Source organism: Rhizorhabdus histidinilytica, assembly GCF_900167915.1.
Classification (GTDB): Bacteria; Pseudomonadota; Alphaproteobacteria; order Sphingomonadales; family Sphingomonadaceae; genus Rhizorhabdus; species Rhizorhabdus histidinilytica.
Genome location: NZ_FUYM01000004.1, coordinates 411,388 through 434,942 on the forward strand (window position 1 = coordinate 411,388; position 23,555 = coordinate 434,942).

Below are 23,555 nucleotides of genomic sequence, written 5' to 3' on the forward strand. Positions count from 1 at the left end.
TCAGGCCCTACCGGCCTGACGGGCGTTCTCCGATGGACGCGAGCCGGGTCGCCCCGCCGATGCGGAAGCCGTAGGAATAGGTGACGCCCGCCAGCACCTCATGATCGGCGAAACAGTCGAGCGCCTCGTCGGGCGCGCTGCCAAGCTCGATGAAGGGCTCTCCGGCCCAGACGTCGCCGACCCTCAGGTCGGTGCGGTTGACCTCCACCAGTTCGGACACCGGCGTCTGGGTCGGGTGCAGCGCCGGCCAGTGGCGGTGGCCGAAGGTGGCGGGGCGCGAGCGAAGGTCGCCGGCATCGCCGGCGCGCGTCACCGTCAGCCCCAGCCGGAACAGGGTGAAGCCGTGCCGCGCGCAGATTCCGCCGACCACCGCGCCTTCGCGCAAGCCGCCCGTCACCGGGTTGTAGGGATGCGGCCGCGCCAGGGTGATCGCGCCGATCTTCTTGGGATAGCCGTTGAGCCAGCCGCGGATCAGCGACCATTCCTTGTCGACCCAGACGAAGGCCGGGAAATAGCCCTGGCGATCGCCATGGGTGCAGGCGATGCTGAGCGCCGCCTCATTATAGACCGCGCCGGCGGGATTGCGCAGCATCGCTGCCGGCTGATCCTCGCTGGTCGACTGGAAGGCGCCGACATAGGCCATGCACAGCCCGTCCGCGACCTTCAGCCCGGCGGGCAGCAGCGCCTGCAGCCGCGCGGGATCGCAGCGCAGATAGACGGTCAGCATGTCCGCGCCCCAGCCATAGACCGCGTCGTCGACCAGGCTGGCCTGCCCGGTCGGCGTCAGGAAATGTGTCGCGCCTGCCATCAGCGCTCCCCCTCCGGCCGCAACCGCGTCACGCCTCGAAACCGGGACGCGCGCCCAGGTGCAGCGGCGGGCGGTTCACATATTCCTGCATGATCGTGCTGTTCAGCGCGCCGAGCAGGGCGTTGTCCTGGATCGCGAAGGTATAGGCCTCGCGATCGAAGCGGCCGTTGGAATGCGCGGCCCAGGCCGGGGCGGTCAGGACCAGGTCGCCCGGCCCCCACAATATCTCCTCGCGCTCGACGATCGTCTTCCAGTTGCCCGCGACCGCATAGTTGAGCGCGGTGACGTTGTGCCGGTGCGACCGGGCCATGTCCCATTTCTTGCCGGTCCAGTTGGGATCGACGCCGCCGCTCATCCAGGCGGTGATCGTGTTGGTCGATCCATGGGTGCGGCCGGTCGACGGGTTCCAGTACATGGCGATGATCGCCGCGCGCAGGTCGGGCGTGTCCTTGTCCATGTCGTTGAGGAAGGCCTTCACCTCCTCCCACCGCCACAGCAGCGCGGTCTGCTCGACCACCTCTGGATCGATGAAGGCATGATAGGTCTTGAGCGCGCCGCCGCCGGTCGGCAGCCGGTGGACGAAGTCGGCCATCGGATGGCGATGATGCCCGGCCGGCTCGCCTTCTCCCTCCGTCGCTGCCGGCGCTTCGGCCGCCGTCCCGTCCGACACATAGAGCGCATGGAGATATTCGAGCAGCGGCGCATCGCTGAACATCAGGCGGACGTGCGGCACGTCGCCGCGATTGGCATAGGTCTGGACGGCCATGTTCGGCGTCGACCAGGTGTCGAGCCGCCCGACCTCGAACGCCTTGTTGTCGATGCGTGCCTCTCCGCGCCCCTCGATGCAGATGCGGACGCTCGACGAATTGGTCGCCGGCAGGTCGATGACCTCTCCGGGCATGATCACCTCGATCGACGCGCGGATGCCCGGGGTGATGCTGTTGGTCGTCGACTGGGGGTGGACGATGTAGGAGAGGCGCCGGCCATTGGCGGGGCGGGCAATGGACTTCAGCCGATCGATCTCGCCGTCGATCTCTTCCCTGGAAACCTTGAAGGCCTTCCAGAAGCGCGGCATCCGCTCCTGCTCGCCGGAGGCATCCACGAAATGCCGCCCGGCACGCCGATCCACAGCCTTCGCCTCCGCCGCCATATTCCTCTCCCTCGCCCGATCGTCTTGTCGCACAATTGCCTGTGCTGTGGACCTATCGCGGGATCCGCCAGGGGGTTAGCGGAAATTCCGAAAGAGATATTTTCCATTTCGAAGCATGGGCGGATGCGGGCTTCCCTATTCCCGATAAGGTTCGGCCCCTACCGAGCAGCCGCCTTTCCAGATCGAGCTGATGGCGTCGGAATCCTCGTAGAGCAGCGAGATATCCGTCAAGGGATTCCCGTCGATCGCCAACAGGTCGGCGAACGCGCCCGGCGCGATCGTGCCCAGGTGGCCGTCCATCCCCAGGATCGATGCGTTCACGGAGGTCGCCGACTGCAGGATTTCGAACGGGGTCTCCGCCTGCGCCCGGAGGCGGAACTCGTCGCGCTGGTGGCGGTGGAGCGGGCCCAGAAGATCGGTTCCGAACCCCAGCTTCGCGCCCGCCGCCCGGCACAGGCGGATCGCCTCTATGCCCTTGTCGGCCACCTCGACCAGCTTGGTCAGCAGGTGATCGGGAGCGCCGGCCTCGACGCCGCTGCGCCGAAAGGCCTCATATGTCGCGAGCGTCGGCACGACGAAGGCGCCCGCTTCCGCCACCGCCTGCGCGGCCGCCGCGTCGATCAGGTTGCCGTGCTCGATCGTCCGGACACCCAGGCGAACGGCGCGGACGATCGTCTCCGCCGTATAGGCGTGGGCGGCGACATAGGAACGGCGACGGCTCGCTTCGTCGACGATCGCGGCGATCTCCTCCTCGGAGAATTGCAGCATCCAGATCGGATCGCTCGGCGAAGCGATCCCGCCCGATACGAAGATCTTCAGATGGTGGGCCCCCTGGCGCAGCGCCTCGCGTGCGGCCTTGCGCATCGCATCGACCCCGTCGACCCGCCTGGCGAGGATACCCCGCCCGCTGCATCCGCAGAGCTCCTCGGCTTCGTGCGGCGCGCGGATGTCGCCATGCCCGCCACTCTGGCTGAAGGCATGGCCGCAATAGAACAGGCGCGGGCCGACGACCCAGCCCTCCTCGATCGCCCGCCACAGGCCGTAATCGCCGCCCCCCACGTCGCGCACGGTCGTGAAGCCGCGCTTCAGCGCGTCCTCCATCAAGTGCCTGGCTCGCTGCGACAGATAGGTCGGCGGCAGCGTCTCCAGCTTCACGAAGTCGATGTCCGAGGCATAAGCGTGGAAATGGGCGTCGATCAGGCCGGGAATGACATGACGCCCCTCCATGTCGACGATCTCGTCGGCCGGCGGCAGGTCGTCGAGGCCGTGGATCGACACGATCCGCTCGCCATCGATCAGGATCGATGCGTTCTCGATCAGTTCGGGATGGACGCCGTCGAAGATATGGACGTTGCGAAGGAGCGTGCGGGACATCGGTTTTCCTGGTTCTGAACGGGATCAGGCCGGATCGAGGCGGACGACGATCTTTCCGATCTGGTCATGGCTGTCGAGCCGACGATAGGCGTCGAGCACGTCGTCGAAGTCGAACCGGCTGTCGATGCGCGGACGCAGGCCCGCGCGAACGGCCTTCTCGACGAAGGCAATGCCCCGGCGCAACTCGTCCGGATGGCGGACATGGTTGAACACCGAATAGGGATGCACGATCGCCGCTCGCCGGACGAGCCGGACGATATCGAGTTCGGTCGGCGCTCCCGACAGCAGGCCGTAGACGAAGATCCGGGCATCGTCGGCCAGCGCATCGAGATAGTCGGCCATGAAGGGACCGGCGACGGGATCGAACACGACGCGCACGCCGTGCCCCGCGGTAACGCGGTCGATCGCCTCGCTCAACCTCTCCCCGCCGTCGAGCGGGACGACCAGGTCGGCGCCCGCCTCACGGATCGACGCGGCCTTCCGGGCCGTCCGGCTGGTGGCGATCACCCGGGCGCCGCACAGCTTGGCGACCTGGATCGCCGCCAATCCGGCGCTGCTGCTCGCGGCGGGGATCAGGACGTGATCCGATGGCCCGACCGAGGCGATCTCCACCAGCGGGAAGTAGGCGGTCAGATATTGCATCCACAGCGACGCGGCCTCGACCGCGTCGAGCTCCGCCGGCCAGGGCGCCACATAAGCGGCCGGCACGGTGGCCACCTCGCCCTGCACCCCATGGGTGGAGGAGTGGAAGGGAACGGTGCAGACCCGGCGGCCGATCAACGCGGGATCGACCGCGGCGCCGACCGCGACGACCGTGCCCGCGCATTCCGAGCCGATCCGCGAGGGCAGGATCGGCAGCGAATAATGCTCGCCCCGGCAATAGAGCCAGTCGGCCCGATTGAGCGCGAAGGCATCGACCCGGATCATCACTTCGTCGTCGGCCGGCGGCTCGGCGGAGAGCTCCTCGATCGCGAGGACCTCCGCCGGGTCGCCGAGGCGGTGGAAGCGGACGGCGCGGAAGCGATCCATCAGGCGCCCTCCCCGCCCACCTCCAACCCATAGTCGCGCCGGGCCTGCTCGACGGTGATGTAGCCGTCGCGCAGATCGCGACGGACCGCGTCCCGGTCCCGCTGGCGAGGATCGCCATGTCCGCCGCCGGTGGCCGAGAAGATGCGGATCACCTCGTCCTTGCGGACCGGAACGGTGGTGCACATGGTGTGCCGGTCCCGCGTGCCGTCCCGGCGGTGGATCTCGGCATAGTTGGTCGATCCTTCCTGGCCGCCGTCGAGCGCCCAGGGGCGGGCCGCGCTCCGCGATACCGCATAGGTGAGGAAGGCCTCCTCCCCCGTCACGCGATAGTCGAGCACCACGCCCTTGCCGCCGCGATGGCGACCCGCGCCGCCATCCTCGTTGTGAAAGGCATATTGATCGACCTCGAGCGCGTAACGGCTCTCGAACAGTTCGCAGGGGATATTATAGGTCTCGCCATTGGCGCAGCAGAACTGGCCGTTGTCGCCGTCGAGCCCCGCCGAGGCGCCCCAGCCGCCGACCAGCGGCTCGCCCATCACGAACAGCTCACCGCTTTCCGGGCTCAAGCCCGAGATGAAGGTCGCCCCGACGGTGCGCTGATGGCCCGCAGGCAGGCGGCCCGGCAGGATCGGTGCCAGCGCCTTCCAGAAGGCATCGATCGCAGCGATCAGTGGCTCATAATAGAGCGACACCGGCGCCGGCGCCTGCGCGCTGACGATGGTGCCTGGCGGGCAGATGATGCGCAGGGGCCGGAAGCAGCCGCCATTGGCCGGAATTTCGGGATTGGTGACCGCCTTGAACAGGCAGCGCGCGCCGGTGACGAGCCCGGTATAGGAGCAGTTGATCGGACCGACCGTCTGCGGCGAGGAGCCGCTATAGTCGACGATCATCTCCTCGTCGGTGATGGTCACCCTCACCCGGACGACGAAGGGACCGTTGCCGACGCCGTCCTCCTCGACGATGTCCTCGGCTTCGAACACGCCCTTGGGAAGCTTGGCCAGCTCGGCGCGGGTCATCCGCTCGCCATAGTCGAGCAGCTCCGACATGGCGGTGAGCAGCTGGTCGCGGCCATAGCGGGCCAGCATCTCGTCGATCCGTCGCGCGCCGACCCGGGCGGCGGCAACGCCGGCATGCATGTCGCCGATCGTCGATTCCGGCAGGCGGACATTGTCGCGGATCAGCTGCACCAGCGACTCGTTGATCGCGCCGCGGTCGTAGAGCTTGAGGAAGGTGAAGCGCAGCCCCTCCTGGTAGATGTCGACCGCGTTGGTCGAGACGCTGCCGGGCTGCGCGCCGCCGACCTCCGTCCAGTGCGCCTTGTTGACCGTCCAGGCGATCAGCGTCTCGCCGTCGAACACGGGCACCAGGATGACCACGTCCGACAGGTGCGTGCCGCCCCCCGCATAGGGCGTGTTCGAGATGAAGACGTCGCCCGGCCGGATCGACGCCGGATCGGGATGATGTTCAAGCAGCGAGACCACCGCCGTGTCGAGCGTCGCGAGGAAGGCGGTGACGCCGTTGCCCTGCGCCAGCAGATTGCCCTTCGCATCAGTCGCGCCGACCGCGAAGTCGGTGGTCTCGTAGATAATCGGGCTCATGCTGGTCCGGATCATCGCGTTGAACATCTCTTCGCCGAGCGCGACGATGGCGTCCTTGATGATCTCGATCGTGAAGATGTCGTGCTGCACTGTCCCGCTCCTCAGGCTGCGAGATGGATGTGGTAGTTGCCGAACCGGTCGACCGAGACGCGGTGCGGCGGCGGGACGACACAGGTCACCGAAGGCTCCTGCACGATGGCGGGGCCGGCGAAGCTCATGCCCGGCTCGAGCCGCAGGCCGTCGTAGATCACCGCTTCGTGGATGCCGTGCTGGTCGAAGTCGACCGTCCGCCGGCCGATCACCGCCTCCTCCAGCGCCAGCCCGGTCACCGACTTCTCCGCCAGGTCGGGCTTGGGCACCGCCACCGTCGCGACGAGGTGGAAATTGACGATCTCGATCGGGTTGGGCAGCCGATAGGTGAAGCGCTTCTCATGCGCCGCGTGGAAGGCTTCGCGCGTGGCCTCGACGTCGATCGTGCCATCCGGCGACCGCACGGCGGCAATCTTCACCGTATGCTCCTGGCCGATGTAGCGCATGTCCAGGAAATGCTCGAAACCGACATCGCCCTGGCCGTAATCGGCGCCGGCCTGCTGCTCGATCGCCGCGAAGCCCTCCGCGATCTGCGGAGCCGAGACAGGATCGAGCCGGGTCAAGCGGGTCTGCAGATAGTCGCGGCGCAGATCGGTCAGCAGCATGCCCCAGGCCGAGAATACCGATGAGTTGACCGGCACGATCACATGCGGGACGCGCAGTTCCTCGGCCAGCGCGACGGCGTGCATCGCTCCGCCCCCGCCAAACGCCATCAGCGCGAAGTCGCGCGGGTCATAGCCCTTGTTGGTCGATACCAGCCGCAACGCGGCGGTCATGTTGGCATTGGCGATGCGGACGATACCGCGCGCAACCTCCTCCTTCGACAGGCCCAGCCGTTCCTGCAGCGGCGCGAACGCGGCATCGACCGCCGCCCAGTCCGGCTCGCGCTCGCCGCCGACGAAGCTCGCCGGATCGATGCGGCCGAGGACGAGGTTGGCGTCGGTGGTGGTGGCGCTGGTCCCGCCATGGCCATAAGCCGCCGGCCCCGGACGGGCGCCAGCCGATTTCGGCCCGACATGGAGCTTGTCGCCCTCGTCGATCCAGGCGATCGATCCCCCGCCATTGCCGATCTCGACGATCTCGGAGACCGCCGTCTGAATCGGATAACCTGGGTTCCGCGCGTCGCGCTCGATATGATATTCGGTGGTGACCTTGACCTCGCCGTCCTCGACCAGGGTGCACTTCGCGGTGGTCCCGCCGATGTCGAGGACGATCAGGTTGGGCTCGCCGATATGCCTGCCCATATAGGCGGCGGCGAAGATGCCGCTCGCGGGGCCCGATTCCACCATCGCGATAGGATTGGCCTTGGCCGCCTTGGCGGTGGCGATGCCACCGTTCGACTGCATCATGTAGAGCGGCCGGTTGTAGCCGCCGTCCCTCAGCTGGTCCTCGAGCCGCTCGATATAGCGCTGGGTGATCGGATGGACGTAGGTCGACAGGATCGTGGTGTTCGTCCGTTCATATTCGCGCCATTCGCGGCTCACCTCGTGCGATGCGAGCACCGAGACCTCGGGCCAGAGCCGGCGGATCTCGGCGATCACCGCCTGCTCGTTCGACGGCTCGACATAGGCGTGGAGGAAGGCGACCGCGATCGCCTCGACCCCGTTCCAGCGGAAATGGTCGAGCAGGTCCGGCAGCGGCCCCAGGTCGACCGCGCGCTTGATCTCGCCACGGAACGTCACCCGCTCGTCCAGCTCGGCGCGCAGATAGCGTTCGACGAAGGGCTTGGGCTTGCGGAAGTTGAAGTTGAACAGGTCGGGCCGGTTGCCGCGCGCGATCTCGATCACGTCGCGGAAGCCTCGGGTGGTGATCAGCGCCGTCCTGACGCCCTTGCGCTCGGTCAGGGCGTTGATGACCACTGTCGAGCCATGGGCGAAGAAGTCGAGCCGGCTGATCGGCACGCCCGACTTGTCCAGCGCGTTGAGCACGCCTTCGTCGAAATTGGGTGGGGTGGTGTCGGCCTTGGCGGTGCGGACGGCGCCGCACTGGCCGGTCGCCGGATCAACCTCGTAGAAAACGAGATCGGTGAAGGTCCCGCCGACGTCGCTGGATGCGCGCACCTTGTTACTCCTGCTCTTCGGCGACGAGGAAATAGGCGACGCGGCCGGCCGACAGGGTCAGCGTCGCATGGGGTTCGCCCGCCGGGATGACGACCAGGCTATCGCGCCCGACCCGGGTAGTGCCCTCGGGCGTCTCGACGTCGAATTCACCGTCGAGGATGAACGATATCTCGGTGCCGGCATGGGCCGAGTAGCCCTCGGCGGGATGGCGCACCCCCACCGGGAAGGCCGCCATGCCATAGGTGGTGGTGACCCGCCCCGACGAGACCGTCTCGCCAAGGTTTTCGATCTGGACGACCGCGTCGTCCCATTGCATCGGAATGATCTGCACGAGATTCTGTCCTCAATAGCGGACGCGATTGCCGATCGGCGGCGGGGCGGAGAAGATGCCGAAGGCTTGGAGTTCGGCCTCGGGCGGCGGGGCGCAGCTCCAGCGACGGCTGGGCGACCAGTCGAACCGGCGGCGCAGCGAACCGAGATATTCGGCCATGGTGAAGGCGGCGAGGATCGGGTCGATCACCGGCACGCCCAGCTCCCTCTGGACGATCTCGTTCATGCCGAACGAGCAGGTGCAGCCGAGGATCAGCGCCTCGGCCTTGTCCTCCTCGATCGCGATCCGGCCCGCCTCGAGGATGCGGGCGGTGGTGAGCTCGCAGTCCTTCTGAAGATCGGGCACGCCGATCCCGATCGCACGCATCGAGGCGAGGTTATGGGCATAGCCATAGGCCTCGACCCGCTCGCGCATCTGAACCGCCCATTTCTCCTGGCCGATGATGATCGAGAAGCGATTGGCAAGATTGGCGGCGATCTGGACCGACGCCTGGCACGGCGCGACCACGACCGTCCGCCCCGATATCTCGCGCGCATCCTCCAGCCCCGGATCGTAGAAGCATCCGATCACCATCGCGTCATAGGCTTCGGCATCGGCCATCCGAGCCAGTCGGACCATGTCGGCGACGATCAGCGCCTCATAGGTCCGATATTCGAGATGGTTGGGCAGCGGTGCGGTGCTCAGCGAGACGACGTCGATCTCGGTATCGGCCGCCTTCACGCCGGCCATCAATCCTCCCATCGGCGCGTCGTAATCGGGATATCCCACCGGATTGACCCACAGGACCCTGGTCGTCTGCGACATGGCAAAGCCTCTCCCTCGCGCCGGCCCCGAGGGGGCCGGCGGTTCTTCCTTCAGCGTGGTGGGAGGGGCGCACGAGGCGCCCCTCGTGGCGATCAGAACCTTACCGTCAGATCGATCGACCAGGTTCGCGGCAGTCCGGTCTGGGCGAAGCCACCCAGCACCCATTCGGCGTTGTACTTCTTGTCGAAGAGGTTATCGACCGAGGCGATCAGCGACCAGCTCCCGTCCGGTTTCTCGATGCCGAGGCGGGCGTTGAACAGCTCATAGGAGCTGCGCGCGGTCGAGTTCTCCGGGTCCCAATATTGCTTGCCGTGATGATCGACATCGCCGCGGGCGAAGATGCCGATATCATCCGTGATCGGGGTCCGATACTGGACGCCCATCGACCAGGTATCCTTCGGCACATAGGGCGTCCAGTTGCCGACCTGCGCGGGATCGACCGCATAGGCCTTGATACGGCTGTGCGTGTAGCCATAGTTGGCGAAGGCATCGAGGCCGTCGGCGATCTTCGCCTGAGCCTCCAGCTCGAAGCCGGTCGAACGGACGCGGTCGATGTTGACCAGCACCTGCGCACCGATCGAGCCGATGAACACGAAGTAGAGCGGGTTCTCGTCCTTTGTCGTGTAGAAGGTACCGTTCAGGCGCAGCCGGCGCCCGAACAGGTCGCTCTTGAAGCCGGCTTCGAACGTCTCGGCCTTCTCCTGCTTGACGACGTCCGACACGCCCGTGACCCCGGCCGCGGCGGCGACAGCCGATACGCCGCTCTGGTTGAACTGGCCCGACCGGAAGCCGACACCCCACGAACCGAACAGGTTGAGGTTGTCGCTGACCTTGTACTTCGCCGAGAATTTCGGCTGGAACAGGTCGTAGCTGTTGCGCTTGATGCAGTTGTCGGGCGTCGCCGCAGAACAGCCGATCGGCAGCGAACCGGTCTGGTCCGGGCGGACCGCCTGGCGGCGGCGATCCTTGTCGTAGCGGCCCGCGAAGGACAGTTCGAGCCGGTCGGTCACGTCATAGGCGACGTTGCCGAACAGCGCCCAGGCGCGGTTATGGTTGTCGTCGGCGAGGAAGGACAGTGTCGGGTTCACCGGATTGTTGAACTGCGGCTGCCGCTTGACGGTGACGATGCCCTGGAGATTGTCGTCGCCGGTCGTCGTCGAGATGAAGCGCTTGGTGTCCAGATAATAGGCGCCGGCCATCCAGCGGAAGGGCTGGTTCGACGGTGACGTGATCCGCAGCTCGTTCGACCAGGCCTTCAGATTTTCATATTGGGTCTGCGTCCCGTCGGTCCCGAAAACGTCGACGCTGGCGGTGTAGGGGAATTGGTCGCCCTGGATATACTCCTTCACCTGGTCATAGGCGGTGACGTTGGTGATCGTGGCGAAGCCGGCGTCATATTGCAGCCGCAGCGATACCTGCTTCGTGGTGCGCAGATTATAGCCGAGGTTGGTCGCACAATAGCTCCGTGACACGCGATTGGCGTCGGGCGCCGGGCCGCCGAACGGATTGGTCAGATCGAGGAAGCAGGGCCGGGCCGGATCGAAATTGGCAGACTGATACTGGAAATTGCCGCCGCCGCCTTCGGTCCGCCCATATTGGGCCTTGAGGTCGACGGTGAAGTCCGGGCTCAGTTCGGCGAAGAGCTGACCGCGCAGGTTCAGGTCCTCGACGCCGTCCACTTTCCGGTCGAGATGGACGTTGCGGTAATAGCCGCCGAGATCGCGATAGGCGCCCGACACGCGGAAGCGGAGCGCATCGCCCATCAGCGGGCCCGACACAGATCCCCGCACGCGATAGTCGTCGCCGCGGCCATAGCCGGCCGAGGCCGTTCCCTCGAGGTCCTTGCTCGGCGCCTTGGTGGTGATGACGATCGCGCCGCCGATGGCGTTGCGGCCATAGAGCGCACCTTGCGGGCCACGCAGTACCTCGATCCGCTCGAGGTCGAAAAGCTCCTGGGTCAACTGGCGCGAGGTGACCTGCTGGACGCCGTCGATGACGACGGCGACCGGGCTCTCGCCGTTACGAACCTGCGACACACCGCGGATGGTCAGGAAGGAAACGCCGGCGCTTTGCGACTGGTTGATCGAGACGTTGGGCGTCGACGACAGGAAGTCGCTGACTCCTTCGATCTTGCGATCGGCGATCGACTGCGCCGAGAAGGCCGTCACCGCCAGCGGAATGTCCTGAAGCCGCTCGTTGCGGAGCCGGGCGCTGACCACGATGTCCTCGACACCGACGGCCTGCGTCTCCAGGGCGGGATTCTCCTGAGCCCAGGCCGGCAACGCGCCCATCAGGCACACCATCGCCACACCGCCCTTGAGCACTCGTCTGAATGGACCTGTCATGCTTCTCCCCTTTTCGGATGCCGCGCCGGCGGGGCCTTCCGTCCCTTCCGGTCGCCATGGTTCCTCCACCTCCCGTGTCGATCCGCGGCGGTTTCGAGACAATGTCGGGGAAGCATAGTCCAGGGTGGGATTCCGAGGAGGTATCCCCCTCCCCTCCCCAAAAACCTACCCGAAAGAGCAGGTCAGATGAGCCCGAGTTCGCGGGCCCGCGCAACTGCCTGTGTCCGGCGCGCGACGTCGAGCTTGGCGAAGACATTCTTGAGATGGAACTTCACCGTGTGCTCGGTCATGTCGAGCAGACGGGCGATCTCCTTGTTGGAGCGCCCATGGGCGAGCTCCTCGAGCACCTCGCGCTCGCGGAGGCTCAGCCCGGCATCGCCGCCATCGCCGCCGCGCATGTCCCCCTGCCGGGCCAGCCGCGCGACCAGGGTCGCCGCGAAGTCGACCACGAGGATGTCGACATAGGCGTCCTGCGCGTGGCGCCCGACGGCGCGGAGCAGCGGCATCGCTCCGCGGCTGGCGAGAAACGGGCCGTAGGCGGCCTCGGGGGCCGCCAGGGCCAGTGCCTCGACCATGTCCTCGATCGCCTGCACGCGTGAGCCGGACAGGTCGAGCAGTTGGGCGCGCGCCACCAATATCCGAATGACATGGAGGAAGGCGCCGAGCTCGCGGGCGCAGGCCAGCGCGTCGGTCAGCGTGCGGATCGCCCTCGATCGGTCGATCGCGGCGAAATGCGCGGCGAGGCCCAGCCGGCTTTCGAGATAGGTGAGCCAGACGAAGGGATCGGCCTTCCATGCCTCATCGGGCAGTGCCTGACGCAGCCCCAGCGCGATCGTCGTACGATCGGCGGGGCCGTCGCCCATCAGGGTGAAGGCGTCGGCCAGACGGTCCAGCCTTTCGAGCCCGCGCGCGCGCGCGATCCGGCGTAGCCGTTCAAGCGCGCGCTCCGGATCGTTCAGCAGGCCGTGCTCGACGATGAGCGCGCTGTAGTAGATGTCGACCCAGCCGTCATAGCTTTCGACCTGGTCGAGGTCGGAGCGTATCTGCTCGGCCGGGAGATCGGTCTCCCCACCCGCCCAGAATTTCTGGCTGCTCGCCAGCAGGCGCGACATGGCCCGAAGGCCGGGATCATAGGCGAAATTCTCCTCGGCCATGCGCTGGGCAACGCCGAAATGCGCCTCCGCGGCGCGCAACCTGCCCTGGTAGAGCGCCGCCAGCCCGGCGTGGAGATAGCAATAGTTGAGGCCCAGCATGGTGCGTGCCTGCCGCATCCAGCGCATCGCCTGCTGGGCGCGACGATCGGCCGCGCCGAAGCGGCCCAGCGCGAGATCGTAGACGACGAGATGGCAGGACAGGATCGAGCGCGTCACTGCATCGGCGGACACCATCGCGTTCAGTTCGGCGTCGCGCCTTTCCAGCTCAGCAAGGTCGATATGATGGTCCTCATAGACAGTCAGCAGCACGCCGACGTTCAGCAGGTCGCGTTCGAGCGCCGCGTCCCCCGGGGCGGCGGCGTCGCGCGCCGCGACGGCGATGTCGAACAGGATGCGCGCTTCGGGCAGCAGCCCGTCCTTGATGCATGAATAAGCCTTGGCCACCGATATCCGGGGATAGGCATGGATCACCGCGTCCGGCAGCTGCTGGAGCAGGCCGCGCAGATAGCCGATCCCGCCGAACAGGATCAGCTCCCAACCACCCGCATCCTCGATCAGCTTGGCGCAGCGGGCATAGTCCCCGCTGAGCCGGGCGTGGCGGACGGCGTCCGACATGTAGCCGTTCTGCTCATACCAGCGCGATGCTCGCCGGTGCACCTCGTCGACCGCTGCGTCGCCGAAGCGCCGGCGCTGCTCGTTGCGCAGATATTCGGCGAAGAGATGATGATAGCGATAGCCCGCGCCGCCTTCGACAGTGGGAACGATCAGCGCCCCCAGCGGCTCGAGCCGCGCGATCGTCCGGAGGCTGTCCGGACGTTCGGTGACAGCGGCCGCGAGCCGGTCGTTGAAATGCTCGAGCGGCGCTGTCTGCAGCAGGAAGGACTGGAGGTCGGGCTCCAGGCCGCTGACGATCTGGTCGGCCAGATAGGTCGCTATATGCCCGGAATCGCCGTGGAAATTGTCAAACCGCACATTCGATGGATCGTCTCCGACGAGCAGCCGGGCCAATTGGACCGCGACCGGCCAGCCCTCGGTGCGTTCGAGCAACAGCGCCAGCGCCTCTTCGCCGATCGGTTGTTCGAAGACCTCGGCGAGTTCGTCGGCCGTGAAACGGAGCGCTTCGCTCGTCAGTTCGTCGGCGCGACCAGCCGCGAGGAGATGCGCGATGTCGAAGGGCAGCGGCGACCGCGACGTGACGACGAAGGTCATGTTGGTCGGGATGTTCTGCAGCAGTCCGCGCAGCATGGCATCGACCGCCGGCGAGGCCAGTCGATAATAATCGTCGAGGACGACCAGCACCGGCCGCTCCGCGCGTGCGATCGCATCGAGCATGGTCGACAATGCGGGTGGGATGCCGCTTGCGAAGAATCCCTCTTCGGCACCGGCCTCGAGCCCCTGGAGGTCGAGCCCCGCGGTCGACAGCGACGCCACCAGATAGGATAGGAACTGGGTCGGTTCGGCGTCGCCCTCGTCGAGCGACAGCCAGGCGACCACCGTCCCGCGATCGCGCTCCTCGCGGCACCATTCGGCGACCGTCGTCGATTTCGCATAGCCTGCCGGCGCGATCACCGTCGCGAGGTCGAGCCCGAACCAGCGCTGCATCCGCGCCCGCAGCCGGGGGCGGCCGACCAGGCGAACATTGTTCCGGGGCAGCTCGAGCTTCGACCGGAGCAACCAGGGGCGTGCCATTTCCGGGTCAATCTGGTCAGACATGACCCCGTATCCCCCGAATGATGCTCAGCGGCAATATGAGCCTGCACATGCGCCGATGCCGCGCGCACCGTCCGGCACGGGGTCGGCCGCCACGGCACCGATCAGGATCAGCGTCGGAAGTCCCTCGGCAAAGGCCCGTGTCGCCAGCGGCAGGAGGTCGAGCCGGGTCCGCAACTGCCTTTCGTTGGGCAGGCTGACATTGCACATGATCAGCACCGGCGTGGCGGGCGCCAGCCCTGCGCCGATCAGCGAGCGGCTGAGCTCGGTGGCGGCTTCCCGCCCCATATAGACGGCCAGAGTCGACTGGCCGTCGGCGAGGGCCGTCCAATCCAGATCAAGGCACGTCCCCCGCTGGCTGTGCGCAGTGACGAATTGGACGCGGCGGGCGACGCCGCGAAGCGACAGCGAGATTCCGGCGGACGCCGCGGCGGCGCTCGCCGTGGTGATCCCCGGACAGACCCACGCCGGAATCCCCGCTTCGCGCAACGCGTCGAGCTCCTCGGCCGATCGCCCGAACAGCGAAGGATCGCCCCCCTTGAGCCGCACAACCCGTTTTCCCGCCAGCGCCGCCTCGATGAGCAGGTCGTTGATCGATGCCTGCGGCTTCGAATGCCGGCCAGAGCGTTTGCCGACGCTCACCCGTTCGGCATCGCCGGCGGCGAGATCGAGGATGGCGGGCCCGACCAGCGCGTCGTGGAAGAGGATGTCGGCGGCCGCGATCAGCCGCTCGGCCTTGCGGGTCAACAGGTCGGGGTCACCCGGCCCGGCGCCGACCAGCCAGACGGTTCCAGGCGCGATCGCTTCATCCGGCGGCATGGATCGTCTCCCTGGTTCGGCCGGCATCGGCGAGGATGCGGGCGAGGGCGGGCCGGCAGGACCCGCAATTGGTGCCTGCGCCGATCGCCTTGCCGATCGCGCCGACATCGGCGAGCTGCTGCTCGGCGATGGCCGCGACGATCGTCTTGAGGCCGATGTCGAAGCAGACGCAGACCACCGGCCCGCGATCGGGCATGGCGCCCGGCGCCCGGCCCGCCAGCAGCGTCGGCGCCACCTGCGGCGCGTCGAGCTGCGCGATCAGCCAGTCGCGACCGGGCAGCTCGCCGGCCCGGGTGAGGAACAGCGCCGCCGCCAGCCGATCCTGCGCGATCACCGCCACCCGGCGGGTCCCGCGCGCCGGATCGCTGGCCTCCATCCGAGCGCCCGCGGGAAGCCAGCCGTCGAGCGCCGCGGCATCGCCGATGCCGGCCAGTTCGTAGAGCGTGCCGCCGGCGACGGTTATCCGCGTCGCCCATAGGGCGGGAGGCAGGCCCGCCGGGCCCGCTTCTCCGCGCAGGACCAGGAAGGCGCGCCATTCGATCGCGACCTTCTCGACCCGCGCCGGGGTCGACTTGAAGCCGGGCTGGCCCGAATGCGGGTCGGTCAGCGGCCGGGGCAGCAGGCCGGTGCGGCCGCCGGTCGACTGGCGGTCGGTCCAGTGGATCGGGGTGAAGATCTCGCCCCGGCGCTGGCCTTCGCTCGCGGCGACGCGAAACAGGCTGGCGCCCTGCGGCGTCGCGACCCGGGCGATGTCGCCATCGTCGAGGCCGAACCGCAGGGCGTCCGCGGGGTTGATCTCGACCAGCGGCTCCGCACGATGGCGTGCGAGCTTGGGCGACAGGCCGGTGCGGGTCATCGTGTGCCATTGGTCGCGATAACGGCCGGTGTTGAGGGTCAGCGGCCAGTCGCGCAACGTCTCGGGCAGCGTGGCCTGCGCCACCGGCACCAGCCGCGCCCGCCCATCCGGCGTCGGGAAGCGGCCGTCGGCGAAAGGCCGATCCTGCCAACGCATCGGCTCCATCGTCTCATAGGCGGGGTTGCCGATCGCGCCATGGATCGAAAGGTCGAATAGCCGGGTGCCGCCATTCTCATAGGCCGAGAGGCGGGCATGCTCGCGATAGATGTCGGCCGGCCGATCATAGCTGAAGGCGCTGGCCCAGCCCATGCGCGCGGCGACCTCCTTGACGATCCACCAGTCGGGCTTAGCCTCGCCGGGCGGCGCCAGCACCGGGCGCTGGCGGCTGATGCGCCGTTCGCTGTTGGTGACGGTGCCGTCCTTCTCGGCCCAGGCGGCAGCGGGCAGGCGGACATGGGCGAAACGGCCCGTGTCGGTATCGGCCATCACGTCCGAGACCACGACGAACGGGCAGGCGGCCAGCGCATCGCGCACCCGGCCCGCGTCGGGCATCGATACGGCGGGGTTGGTCGCCATCACCCACAGCGCCTTGACCCGCCCTTCCCCGATCGCCCTGAACATCTCGACCGCCTTGAGGCCCGGCTTCGTCGCCATCGCCGGCGCGGACCAGAAGCGCCCGACGCGCGCGACCTCATCCGGGGCGAAGCCCATATGCGCGGCGAGGGTCGAGGCGAGCCCGCCGACCTCGCGCCCGCCCATCGCATTGGGCTGGCCGGTGATCGAGAAGGGCGCCGCGCCCGGCTTGCCGATCCGCCCGGTGGCGAGATGGACGTTGATGATCGCGTTGACCTGATCGGTGCCGCGCAGCGCCTGGTTGATCCCCTGGCTGAACAGCGTGACGGTGCGGGGATGGGCGGCGAACAGCTCGTAGAAGCGCAACAGCGCTTCGGGCGCGACCTCGCACGTCCTGGCCACCGTCCGGGGATCGCCGCCATCGCCGATCATGTCCCAGAAACGGTCGGGCACCGACAGGCTGGCGTCGACGAACGCCCGGTCGATCAGCCCCGCCCGCCGGCAATGGGCGAGCAGACCGTTCATCAGCGCGACGTCGCTGCCCGGCCGGATCGGCAGGTGCAGGTCGGCATCCTCGCAGGTCTCGGTACGACGCGGATCGATCACGACGAGCTTCGCGCCGCGCTTCTCGCGGGCGGCCTGGATGCGCTGATAGACGATCGGGTGGCACCAGGCGGTGTTGGAGCCGACCAGGATGAACAGGTCCGCCTCGTCGAGATCGTCATAGCTGGCCGACACGACGTCCTCGCCGAAGGCGCGGAGGTGGCCCGCGACCGCGCTCGACATGCACAGCCGCGAATTGGTGTCGATATTGGCCGAGCCGATGAAGCCCTTCATCAGCTTGTTGGCGACATAATAATCCTCGGTCAGGAGCTGGCCCGAGACGTAGAAGGCGACGCTGTCGGGCCCGTGCCTGGCGATCGTCTCCCGGAAGCGGCGGGCGACGAGGTCGAGCGCCTTGTCCCACCCGGTTCCCCTGTCGCCGACCATCGGATGGAGCAACCGGCCCGACAGGCCGACCGTCTCGCCCAGATGGGTGCCCTTCGAACAGAGCCGGCCACGATTGGCGGGATGATCGGGATCGCCCGCGATCGTCACGGCCCGCTCGCCGGTCCCGGTGGCCAGCACGCCGCAGCCGACTCCGCAATAGGGACAGGTGGTGCGGACCGGCACCGGGTCGCTCATGCCGCAGCCAGCATCGCCAGCATCGCGACCCGCGAAACCAGGACGCGGCCCGCATCGGCGCGTACCGGGATGGTCGGCACGCAGCCTTCGTCCTCGCCCAGCGCCTCGCCGGTCGACAGCGAGATGCGCCAATTGTGCAGCGGGCAGGTCACCGCCTCGCCATGGACGATGCCCTGGCTCAGATGCCCCTGCTTGTGCGGGCAGCGGTTGACGAGGGCATAGAGCCTGTTGCCCGCGGTGCGGAAGATCGCGATCTCCTCGCCGTTCGCGGCCTTGATGGTGCGGGCGCCGCGCAGCGGTATCTCCACCAGCGCTCCCACGTCGATCCAGTCTCCGGTCATCATCGCGCTCCCTCCGCGGCCAGGATTTCGAGGGGGCGGAATTCGCCGAGATGGGCATGCTGCTCGCGGTGCTTGCCGGCGGCGCGGGCGGCCCAGGGATCATCCTGCGAGAAGCTCTGCGAGAAGAGGAAGCGCGCGGTCAGCGCCTCGCGGCCGACGACGTCCTCGACGATGCGGCGGCGGACATGGTCGATGCCCACCCGCTCGATCCATGGCGCGGTCCGCTCGAGATACCAGGCCTCCTCGCGGTAGAGCTGGATGAAGGCGGCGATATGGTCGAGCGCCTGCTGCTCGGTCGCCACCTTGCACAGCAGGTCGGTGCCGCGCAGCTTGATGCCGCCATTGCCGCCGACGTGCAGCTCATAGCCGCTGTCGACGCAGATCACGCCGAAATCCTTGATCGTCGCCTCGGCGCAGTTGCGCGGGCAGCCCGACACCGCGATCTTGAACTTGTGGGGCATCCACGAGCCCCAGCTCATCTTCTCCGCCTTGACGCCGAGGCCGGTCGAATCCTGCGTGCCGAAGCGGCACCATTCCGAACCGACGCAGGTCTTCACCGTGCGCAACGCCTTGCCATAGGCATGGCCCGAGACCATGCCGGCGGCGTTGAGGTCGGCCCAGACGGCGGGCAGGTCCTCCTTCCTGATCCCGAAGATGTCGAGCCGCTGGCCGCCGGTCACCTTGACCATCGGCGCGTCATATTTCTCGACCACGTCGGCGATCGCGCGCAGCTCGCGCGGGTTGGTCAGCCCGCCCCACATGCGCGGCACCACCGAATAGGTGCCGTCCTTCTGGATGTTGGCGTGGAGGCGTTCGTTGACGAAGCGGCTCTGCTGGTCGTCGACATAGTCGCCGGGCCAGGCGCAGAGCAGATAATAGTTGAGCGCCGGGCGGCAGGAGGAGCAGCCGTCGGGCGTCGTCCAGTGCAGCTTCTGCATCACCTCGGGGATCGAACGCAGTTCCTGCGCGACGATCTCGCGGCGGACGTCGCCATGGGTGAAGCTGCTGCACGGGCAGATCGTCTTCGGCCCGGACTCGACCTCGTCGCCCAAAGCGAGGGCGAGGATGGTCTCGACCAGCCCGGTGCAGGAGCCGCAGCTCGCCGAGGCCTTGCAGGTCGCGCGCACCGCGTCGAGGCTGCACGCCCCTGCCTGGATCGCGGCGACGACCTTGCCCTTGGAGACGCCGTTGCAGCCGCAGATCTCGGCATCGTCCGAGAGCGCCGCAACGGCCGCCTTAGGGTCCGCCTGCCCCCCTCCCTGGGCGAAGGCCTGTCCGAAGATGATCAGGTCGCGGATGGACGAGACGTCGTCGCCCTTCCTCAGCAGGTCGAAATACCAGCTTCCGTCGGCGGTATCGCCGTAGAGCACCGCGCCGACGACCTTGTCCTCGCGCAGTACCAACCGCTTGTAGACGCCGCGCGCCGCGTCGCGCAGGACGATGTCCTCCGCCCCGTCGCCGCCCGAGAAGTCGCCCGCCGAGAAGACGTCGATGCCCGAGACCTTGAGCTTGGTCGAGGTGACCGAGCCGCGATAGCCGCTCGGCTCCGCGACCAGCCCGTCGGCCAGCGCGCGGCACATTTCCCACAGCGGGGCGACGAGGCCGTAGACCTGTCCGTCATGCTCGACGCATTCGCCGACCGCGAGGATCGCCGGATCGCTGGTCACCATATGGTCGTCGACCTGGATGCCGCGCCCGACCGCCAGCCCCGCTTCGCGCGCCAGCGCCGTCGACGGGCGGATGCCGACCGCCATGACGACCAGGCTGGCCGGGATGGTGCGGCCGTCCTTCAGCGCCACGCCCTCGACCTGGCCCTCGCCGACGATCGCCGCCGTGTCGGCGCCGGTCAGGATGGTCTGGCCGCGCCGTTCCAGCTCGGTCTTGAGCAGCCAGCCTGCCGCTTCGTCGAGCTGCCGCTCCATCAGGGTCGGCATCAGGTGGAGCACGGTCACCTTCATGCCGCGCAGGCTGAGGCCATGCGCCGCCTCCAGCCCCAGCAGGCCGCCGCCGATGACGACGGCGTCGCCGCCCCGATCGGCCGCCGCCAGCATCGCGTCGACGTCCTTCATGTCGCGGAAACTGATCACGCCGGGCAGGTCCTTGCCCGGCACCGGGATGATGAAGGGATCGGAGCCGGTCGCGATCAGCAGGCGATCATAACCGACCGTGCGGCCGCTGTTCGCGGTGACCGTGCGGGCGGCGCGGTCGATCGCGACGACCGGGTCGCCCGCGACCAGATCGATGCCGTTGTCGGCATACCAGGCGGCATCGTTGATCACGATCTCGTCGAAGCTCTTCTCGCCGGCCAGCACCGGTGACAGCATGATCCGGTTGTAGTTCACATGCGGCTCGGCGCCGAAGATCGTGATGCGGAACCGGCCCGGATCACGCGCCAATATCTCCTCGACCGCGCGGCAGCCCGCCATGCCGTTGCCGATGACGACGAGGCGCTGCGTCCCGACCGTGTCGGAAGCGTCGTCGCGATCCTCGGCGCCGATGCCCGTGCCCTGAAAATCCATCTTCCAAGCTCCAGAAACGAAAAAGGCCGCCATGCGGACGCTGGAAGATCCAGCGCCTGCATGGCGGCCTTGCCATCATCGCGAACCGGCGAACCTGCCGGGACGATGCATCCGCGACACCCGACCCTGGATGTCTCGGACTATGTTCGATCGGACGACCTTGCCCGTTCGAAAAGAAGATGGCGCGAATCGCGCCATCGCTCAAGTAAAATTTTGCACTGCGGCATGGTCAGAAAGTCCAATCAGCCTGCAGCCAGAATTTGCGGGTGTCGGTGGCGAAGCGCTTCGCCCGATAGTCGGCATAGCGCGCGCCGAGCGTCGTGCGCCCGAGCTTGGCGGTGACGAGCAGGTCGAGTTCGTCGCCATAACGGAGGTGGAGCCGGTCGCTGTCGAAGCGATGCCAGGCCGCCTGGATCGAGATCAAGTCGAACGCTCCGGCCTTCGTCCAGCCATGGCCGGCGCCGACGTAGAGATCGCGGACGCCATTGGGTGGCGTGATCAGGAACTTGTCGGCCCAGCCCTGGAATTTGAAGCCGGTGGCCAGCGGCGTCTGGAAACTGGTCAGCGCCGCGCCATGGCTTGCGCCAAGCCGTTCATAGCCGAGGTTGATCCTGAATGCCGCGATGTCGAGCGTCGCGTCGGCCAGATGATAGTCGGCATGATAGGCGTTGGGGTTGCGATGCCAGTCGCTCTGCCGGGCATAGCTGAGGACGTAGGAGAGCTTGACCGCGCGCGCCAACGGACGGCTTCCGGAAAGGCGCGCGCCATAGGTCTGGCTCGACAGTGCGAAGCCCTGCGCCGCCGCCTCATCCTGGTCGACCAGATAGGCGAAGCCGCCGAGCGTGCCGATCGGCGTAGCATAGCCGATGGTGGCGAAGACATTATCGCCCGAAACCGCCTGCTGCCGCGCGCCCCGCCCGTCGATGCCCCAGATGGTGCGCGCCGACCAGGCATAGCTGACATCGACCTTCAGCTTGGGCAGGCCCGTCCATTCGGCGCGCACGGCATCAAAGGTCTGGCCATTGTCGCGGAAGCCGACCGCGCCGACGAAGCGCTCGTCATCGATCGCGATCCGCTGGCGTCCCGCGGTCAGCGCCAGCGCCCTGGTCTTGTAGCGGAGCTGGGCACGGTAGAGGCCGATCGACTGCGGATCGGCGACCAGCGGCCGGGTCGCAGCCCCCCTGAGGCCGTCATAATAATCGTCGATAGCGGCCAGCGCCCCCTGCCCCTCGACCAGCGCGGACCAGGCCCCGCTGCTGGCCTGCAACCCGCCGCGGAGGCGCAGGGTCAGCGCGTCGGCCCTGTCGGGAAGGCCGTCCTGGTCGGCATGTTCATAGCGGATACGGGCGTCGATCAGCGGCTCGAGCGCGATCTTTTCGGCGCAGGCGGGCCCTGCGGCGGCCAGCAGGGCCGCCGTCGCGATGATGGTCTTCATGGGAACCCCTTTCGGATGCGGGCGCCGCCTCCCTGACGGCACCCGGACCTCACATCAGGTCAGATGCGGACACCGGTTTTCGCCGCCTCCCAGTCGCGGCGCCAACGCCGCTTGACCCCGGCCAGCGCCACGAAGGCGAGCAGGCAAAGGCCGGCGAATACCAGGAAGCCGGACTGGTAGCTGCCGCTGAATTGCTTGGCGAAACCCAGCGATGAGGAGAGGTAGAAGCCGCCGATGCCGCCCGCCATGCCGACCAGGCCGGTCATCACGCCGATCTCGGCCCGGAAGCGCTGCGGGACGAGCTGGAACACCGATCCGTTGCCGGTGCCGAGCGCGAGCATCGCGACGACGAAGGTAGCGAGCGCCGCCCCGACCGTATGCGCCGCGCTGACCCCGGCCAGTGCCGCCGCCGCGACCAGATAGACGATCGACAGCGCCTTTACCCCGCCGATCCGATCGGCCAGCGCGCCGCCGAGTGGGCGGACCAGCGATCCGGCGAAGACGCAGGCGGCGGTGCAATAGCCGGCCATCACCGCGGTCAGGCCGAACTGGTCGGTGAAGTAGATCGGCAGCGATGCGGCAAGGCCGACGAAGCCGCCGAAGGTGACGCTGTAGAACAGCATCAGCCACCAGGCGTCGACGGTCCTGAGCGGTTCGAGATAGGCGGCCAGCTTCTTCGGCGCCGGCGCGCCCGGCGCGTCCTTCGCCATCAGCATATAGGCGACGAAGACCAGGACCAGCGGAATGCAGGCGAGACCCAGCACCGCGTTCCAGCCGAACAGATGCGCGAGGCCCGGCGCGAACAGCGCCGCGAGCACGGTGCCCGAATTGCCCATGCCGGCGATGCCCATCGCCTTGCCCTGATGCTCCGGCGGATACCAGCGGCTGGCGAGCGGCAGCGCGATCGCGAAGCTCGCCCCGGCGAAGCCGAGGACGACGCCCAGCGCCAGCGTGCCCGCGAAGCTGGTCACGCCCGTCAGCCAGGCCGTGAACAGGCCTGCGATGACGATGAGCTGGCTGATCGCGCCCGATCGCTTCGGCCCGATCCGATCGACCAGCAGGCCGTTGACGACGCGCAGGATCGCACCCGCCAGGGTCGGAGTCGCAACCATCAGCCCCTTCTGCGCCGGCGTGAGGCCGAGCGATGCGGCGATGTCGGGGCCGAGCGGGCCGAGCATCACCCAGACCATGAAGGCCAGGTCGAAATAGAGAAAGGCCGCGATCAGCGTGGGCTTGTGCCCTGCGCTCCAGAAACCGTCGCCCTTCGCCGGGCGATCCTGATCTTCCCAATATGCGGTAGCCATATGCCAGCCCCCAATCTCGTGGAAAAACGAAAAAAGCCGCCTCCGATCAGCCCTTGGCGGGGATCGGACA

At 67.8% G+C, this 23,555-nt stretch carries 16 protein-coding genes; all 16 read right to left on the reverse strand.

The features are described 5' to 3' along the window. Positions 1-7: 7 nt before the first annotated feature. The 16 genes from B5X82_RS11390 to B5X82_RS11465 all read right to left on the reverse strand — a co-directional run bounded on the left by B5X82_RS11390 (position 8) and on the right by B5X82_RS11465 (position 23,485). Entirely contained in the window at positions 8-808 is an 801-nt protein-coding gene (locus tag B5X82_RS11390; RefSeq protein ID WP_079648273.1) for an acetoacetate decarboxylase family protein, read from the reverse strand. Between the two features lie 28 nt (positions 809-836). Further along, entirely contained in the window at positions 837-1,958 is a 1,122-nt protein-coding gene (locus B5X82_RS11395) for a cupin domain-containing protein (protein WP_079648274.1), read from the reverse strand. 135 nt (positions 1,959-2,093) lie between these two features. Further along, the gene (locus tag B5X82_RS11400; RefSeq protein ID WP_079648275.1) at positions 2,094-3,332 is read right to left on the reverse strand and encodes a metal-dependent hydrolase family protein; all 1,239 of its coding nucleotides are present in this window, start codon (positions 3,330-3,332) and stop codon (positions 2,094-2,096) included. A 24-nt stretch (positions 3,333-3,356) separates the two neighbouring features. Beyond that, entirely contained in the window at positions 3,357-4,361 is a 1,005-nt protein-coding gene (locus tag B5X82_RS11405) for a zinc-dependent alcohol dehydrogenase family protein (protein ID WP_079648276.1), read from the reverse strand. Further along, positions 4,361-6,049 carry a hydantoinase B/oxoprolinase family protein gene (locus tag B5X82_RS11410; protein ID WP_079648277.1) on the reverse strand — a complete coding sequence of 563 codons (1,689 nt, stop codon included), beginning with the start codon at positions 6,047-6,049 and terminating at the stop codon, positions 4,361-4,363. The genes B5X82_RS11405 and B5X82_RS11410 overlap by 1 nt, the downstream gene beginning before the upstream one ends. Before the next feature lie 11 nt (positions 6,050-6,060). Further along, positions 6,061-8,109 carry a hydantoinase/oxoprolinase family protein gene (locus B5X82_RS11415; protein ID WP_079648278.1) on the reverse strand — a complete coding sequence of 683 codons (2,049 nt, stop codon included), beginning with the start codon at positions 8,107-8,109 and terminating at the stop codon, positions 6,061-6,063. Between the two features lie 4 nt (positions 8,110-8,113). After that, positions 8,114-8,440, reverse strand: coding sequence for a cupin domain-containing protein (locus tag B5X82_RS11420; RefSeq protein ID WP_079648279.1), 327 nt, complete (start codon positions 8,438-8,440; stop codon positions 8,114-8,116). A gap of 12 nt (positions 8,441-8,452) precedes the next feature. Beyond that, positions 8,453-9,244 (reverse strand): aspartate/glutamate racemase family protein, encoded by a 792-nt coding sequence (locus B5X82_RS11425; protein WP_079648280.1) that lies wholly within the window; start codon positions 9,242-9,244, stop codon positions 8,453-8,455. A gap of 92 nt (positions 9,245-9,336) precedes the next feature. Then, on the reverse strand, positions 9,337-11,589 hold the full coding sequence (locus B5X82_RS11430; RefSeq protein ID WP_079648281.1) for a TonB-dependent receptor: 2,253 nt from the start codon (positions 11,587-11,589) through the stop codon (positions 9,337-9,339). Positions 11,590-11,771: 182 nt separating this feature from the next. Further along, positions 11,772-14,456 (reverse strand): LuxR C-terminal-related transcriptional regulator, encoded by a 2,685-nt coding sequence (locus tag B5X82_RS27295; protein ID WP_079648282.1) that lies wholly within the window; start codon positions 14,454-14,456, stop codon positions 11,772-11,774. A 24-nt stretch (positions 14,457-14,480) separates the two neighbouring features. Further along, positions 14,481-15,272: a uroporphyrinogen-III C-methyltransferase gene (gene cobA / locus B5X82_RS11440; protein ID WP_079648283.1), complete on the reverse strand. Its 792-nt coding sequence runs from the start codon at positions 15,270-15,272 to the stop codon at positions 14,481-14,483. Further along, on the reverse strand, positions 15,259-17,886 hold the full coding sequence (locus B5X82_RS11445; protein ID WP_079648284.1) for a nitrate reductase: 2,628 nt from the start codon (positions 17,884-17,886) through the stop codon (positions 15,259-15,261). The genes cobA and B5X82_RS11445 overlap by 14 nt, the downstream gene beginning before the upstream one ends. Next, on the reverse strand, positions 17,883-18,227 hold the full coding sequence (gene nirD, locus B5X82_RS11450) for a nitrite reductase small subunit NirD (RefSeq protein ID WP_176152532.1): 345 nt from the start codon (positions 18,225-18,227) through the stop codon (positions 17,883-17,885). Before nirD ends, B5X82_RS11445 begins: the two co-directional genes overlap by 4 nt. After that, entirely contained in the window at positions 18,227-20,746 is a 2,520-nt protein-coding gene (gene nirB, locus B5X82_RS11455; RefSeq protein ID WP_079648286.1) for a nitrite reductase large subunit NirB, read from the reverse strand. The genes nirD and nirB overlap by 1 nt, the downstream gene beginning before the upstream one ends. 229 nt (positions 20,747-20,975) lie before the next feature. Then, entirely contained in the window at positions 20,976-22,181 is a 1,206-nt protein-coding gene (locus tag B5X82_RS11460; protein ID WP_079648287.1) for an alginate export family protein, read from the reverse strand. A gap of 59 nt (positions 22,182-22,240) precedes the next feature. Further along, positions 22,241-23,485 (reverse strand): nitrate/nitrite transporter, encoded by a 1,245-nt coding sequence (locus B5X82_RS11465; protein WP_079648288.1) that lies wholly within the window; start codon positions 23,483-23,485, stop codon positions 22,241-22,243. Positions 23,486-23,555: the final 70 nt, after the last annotated feature.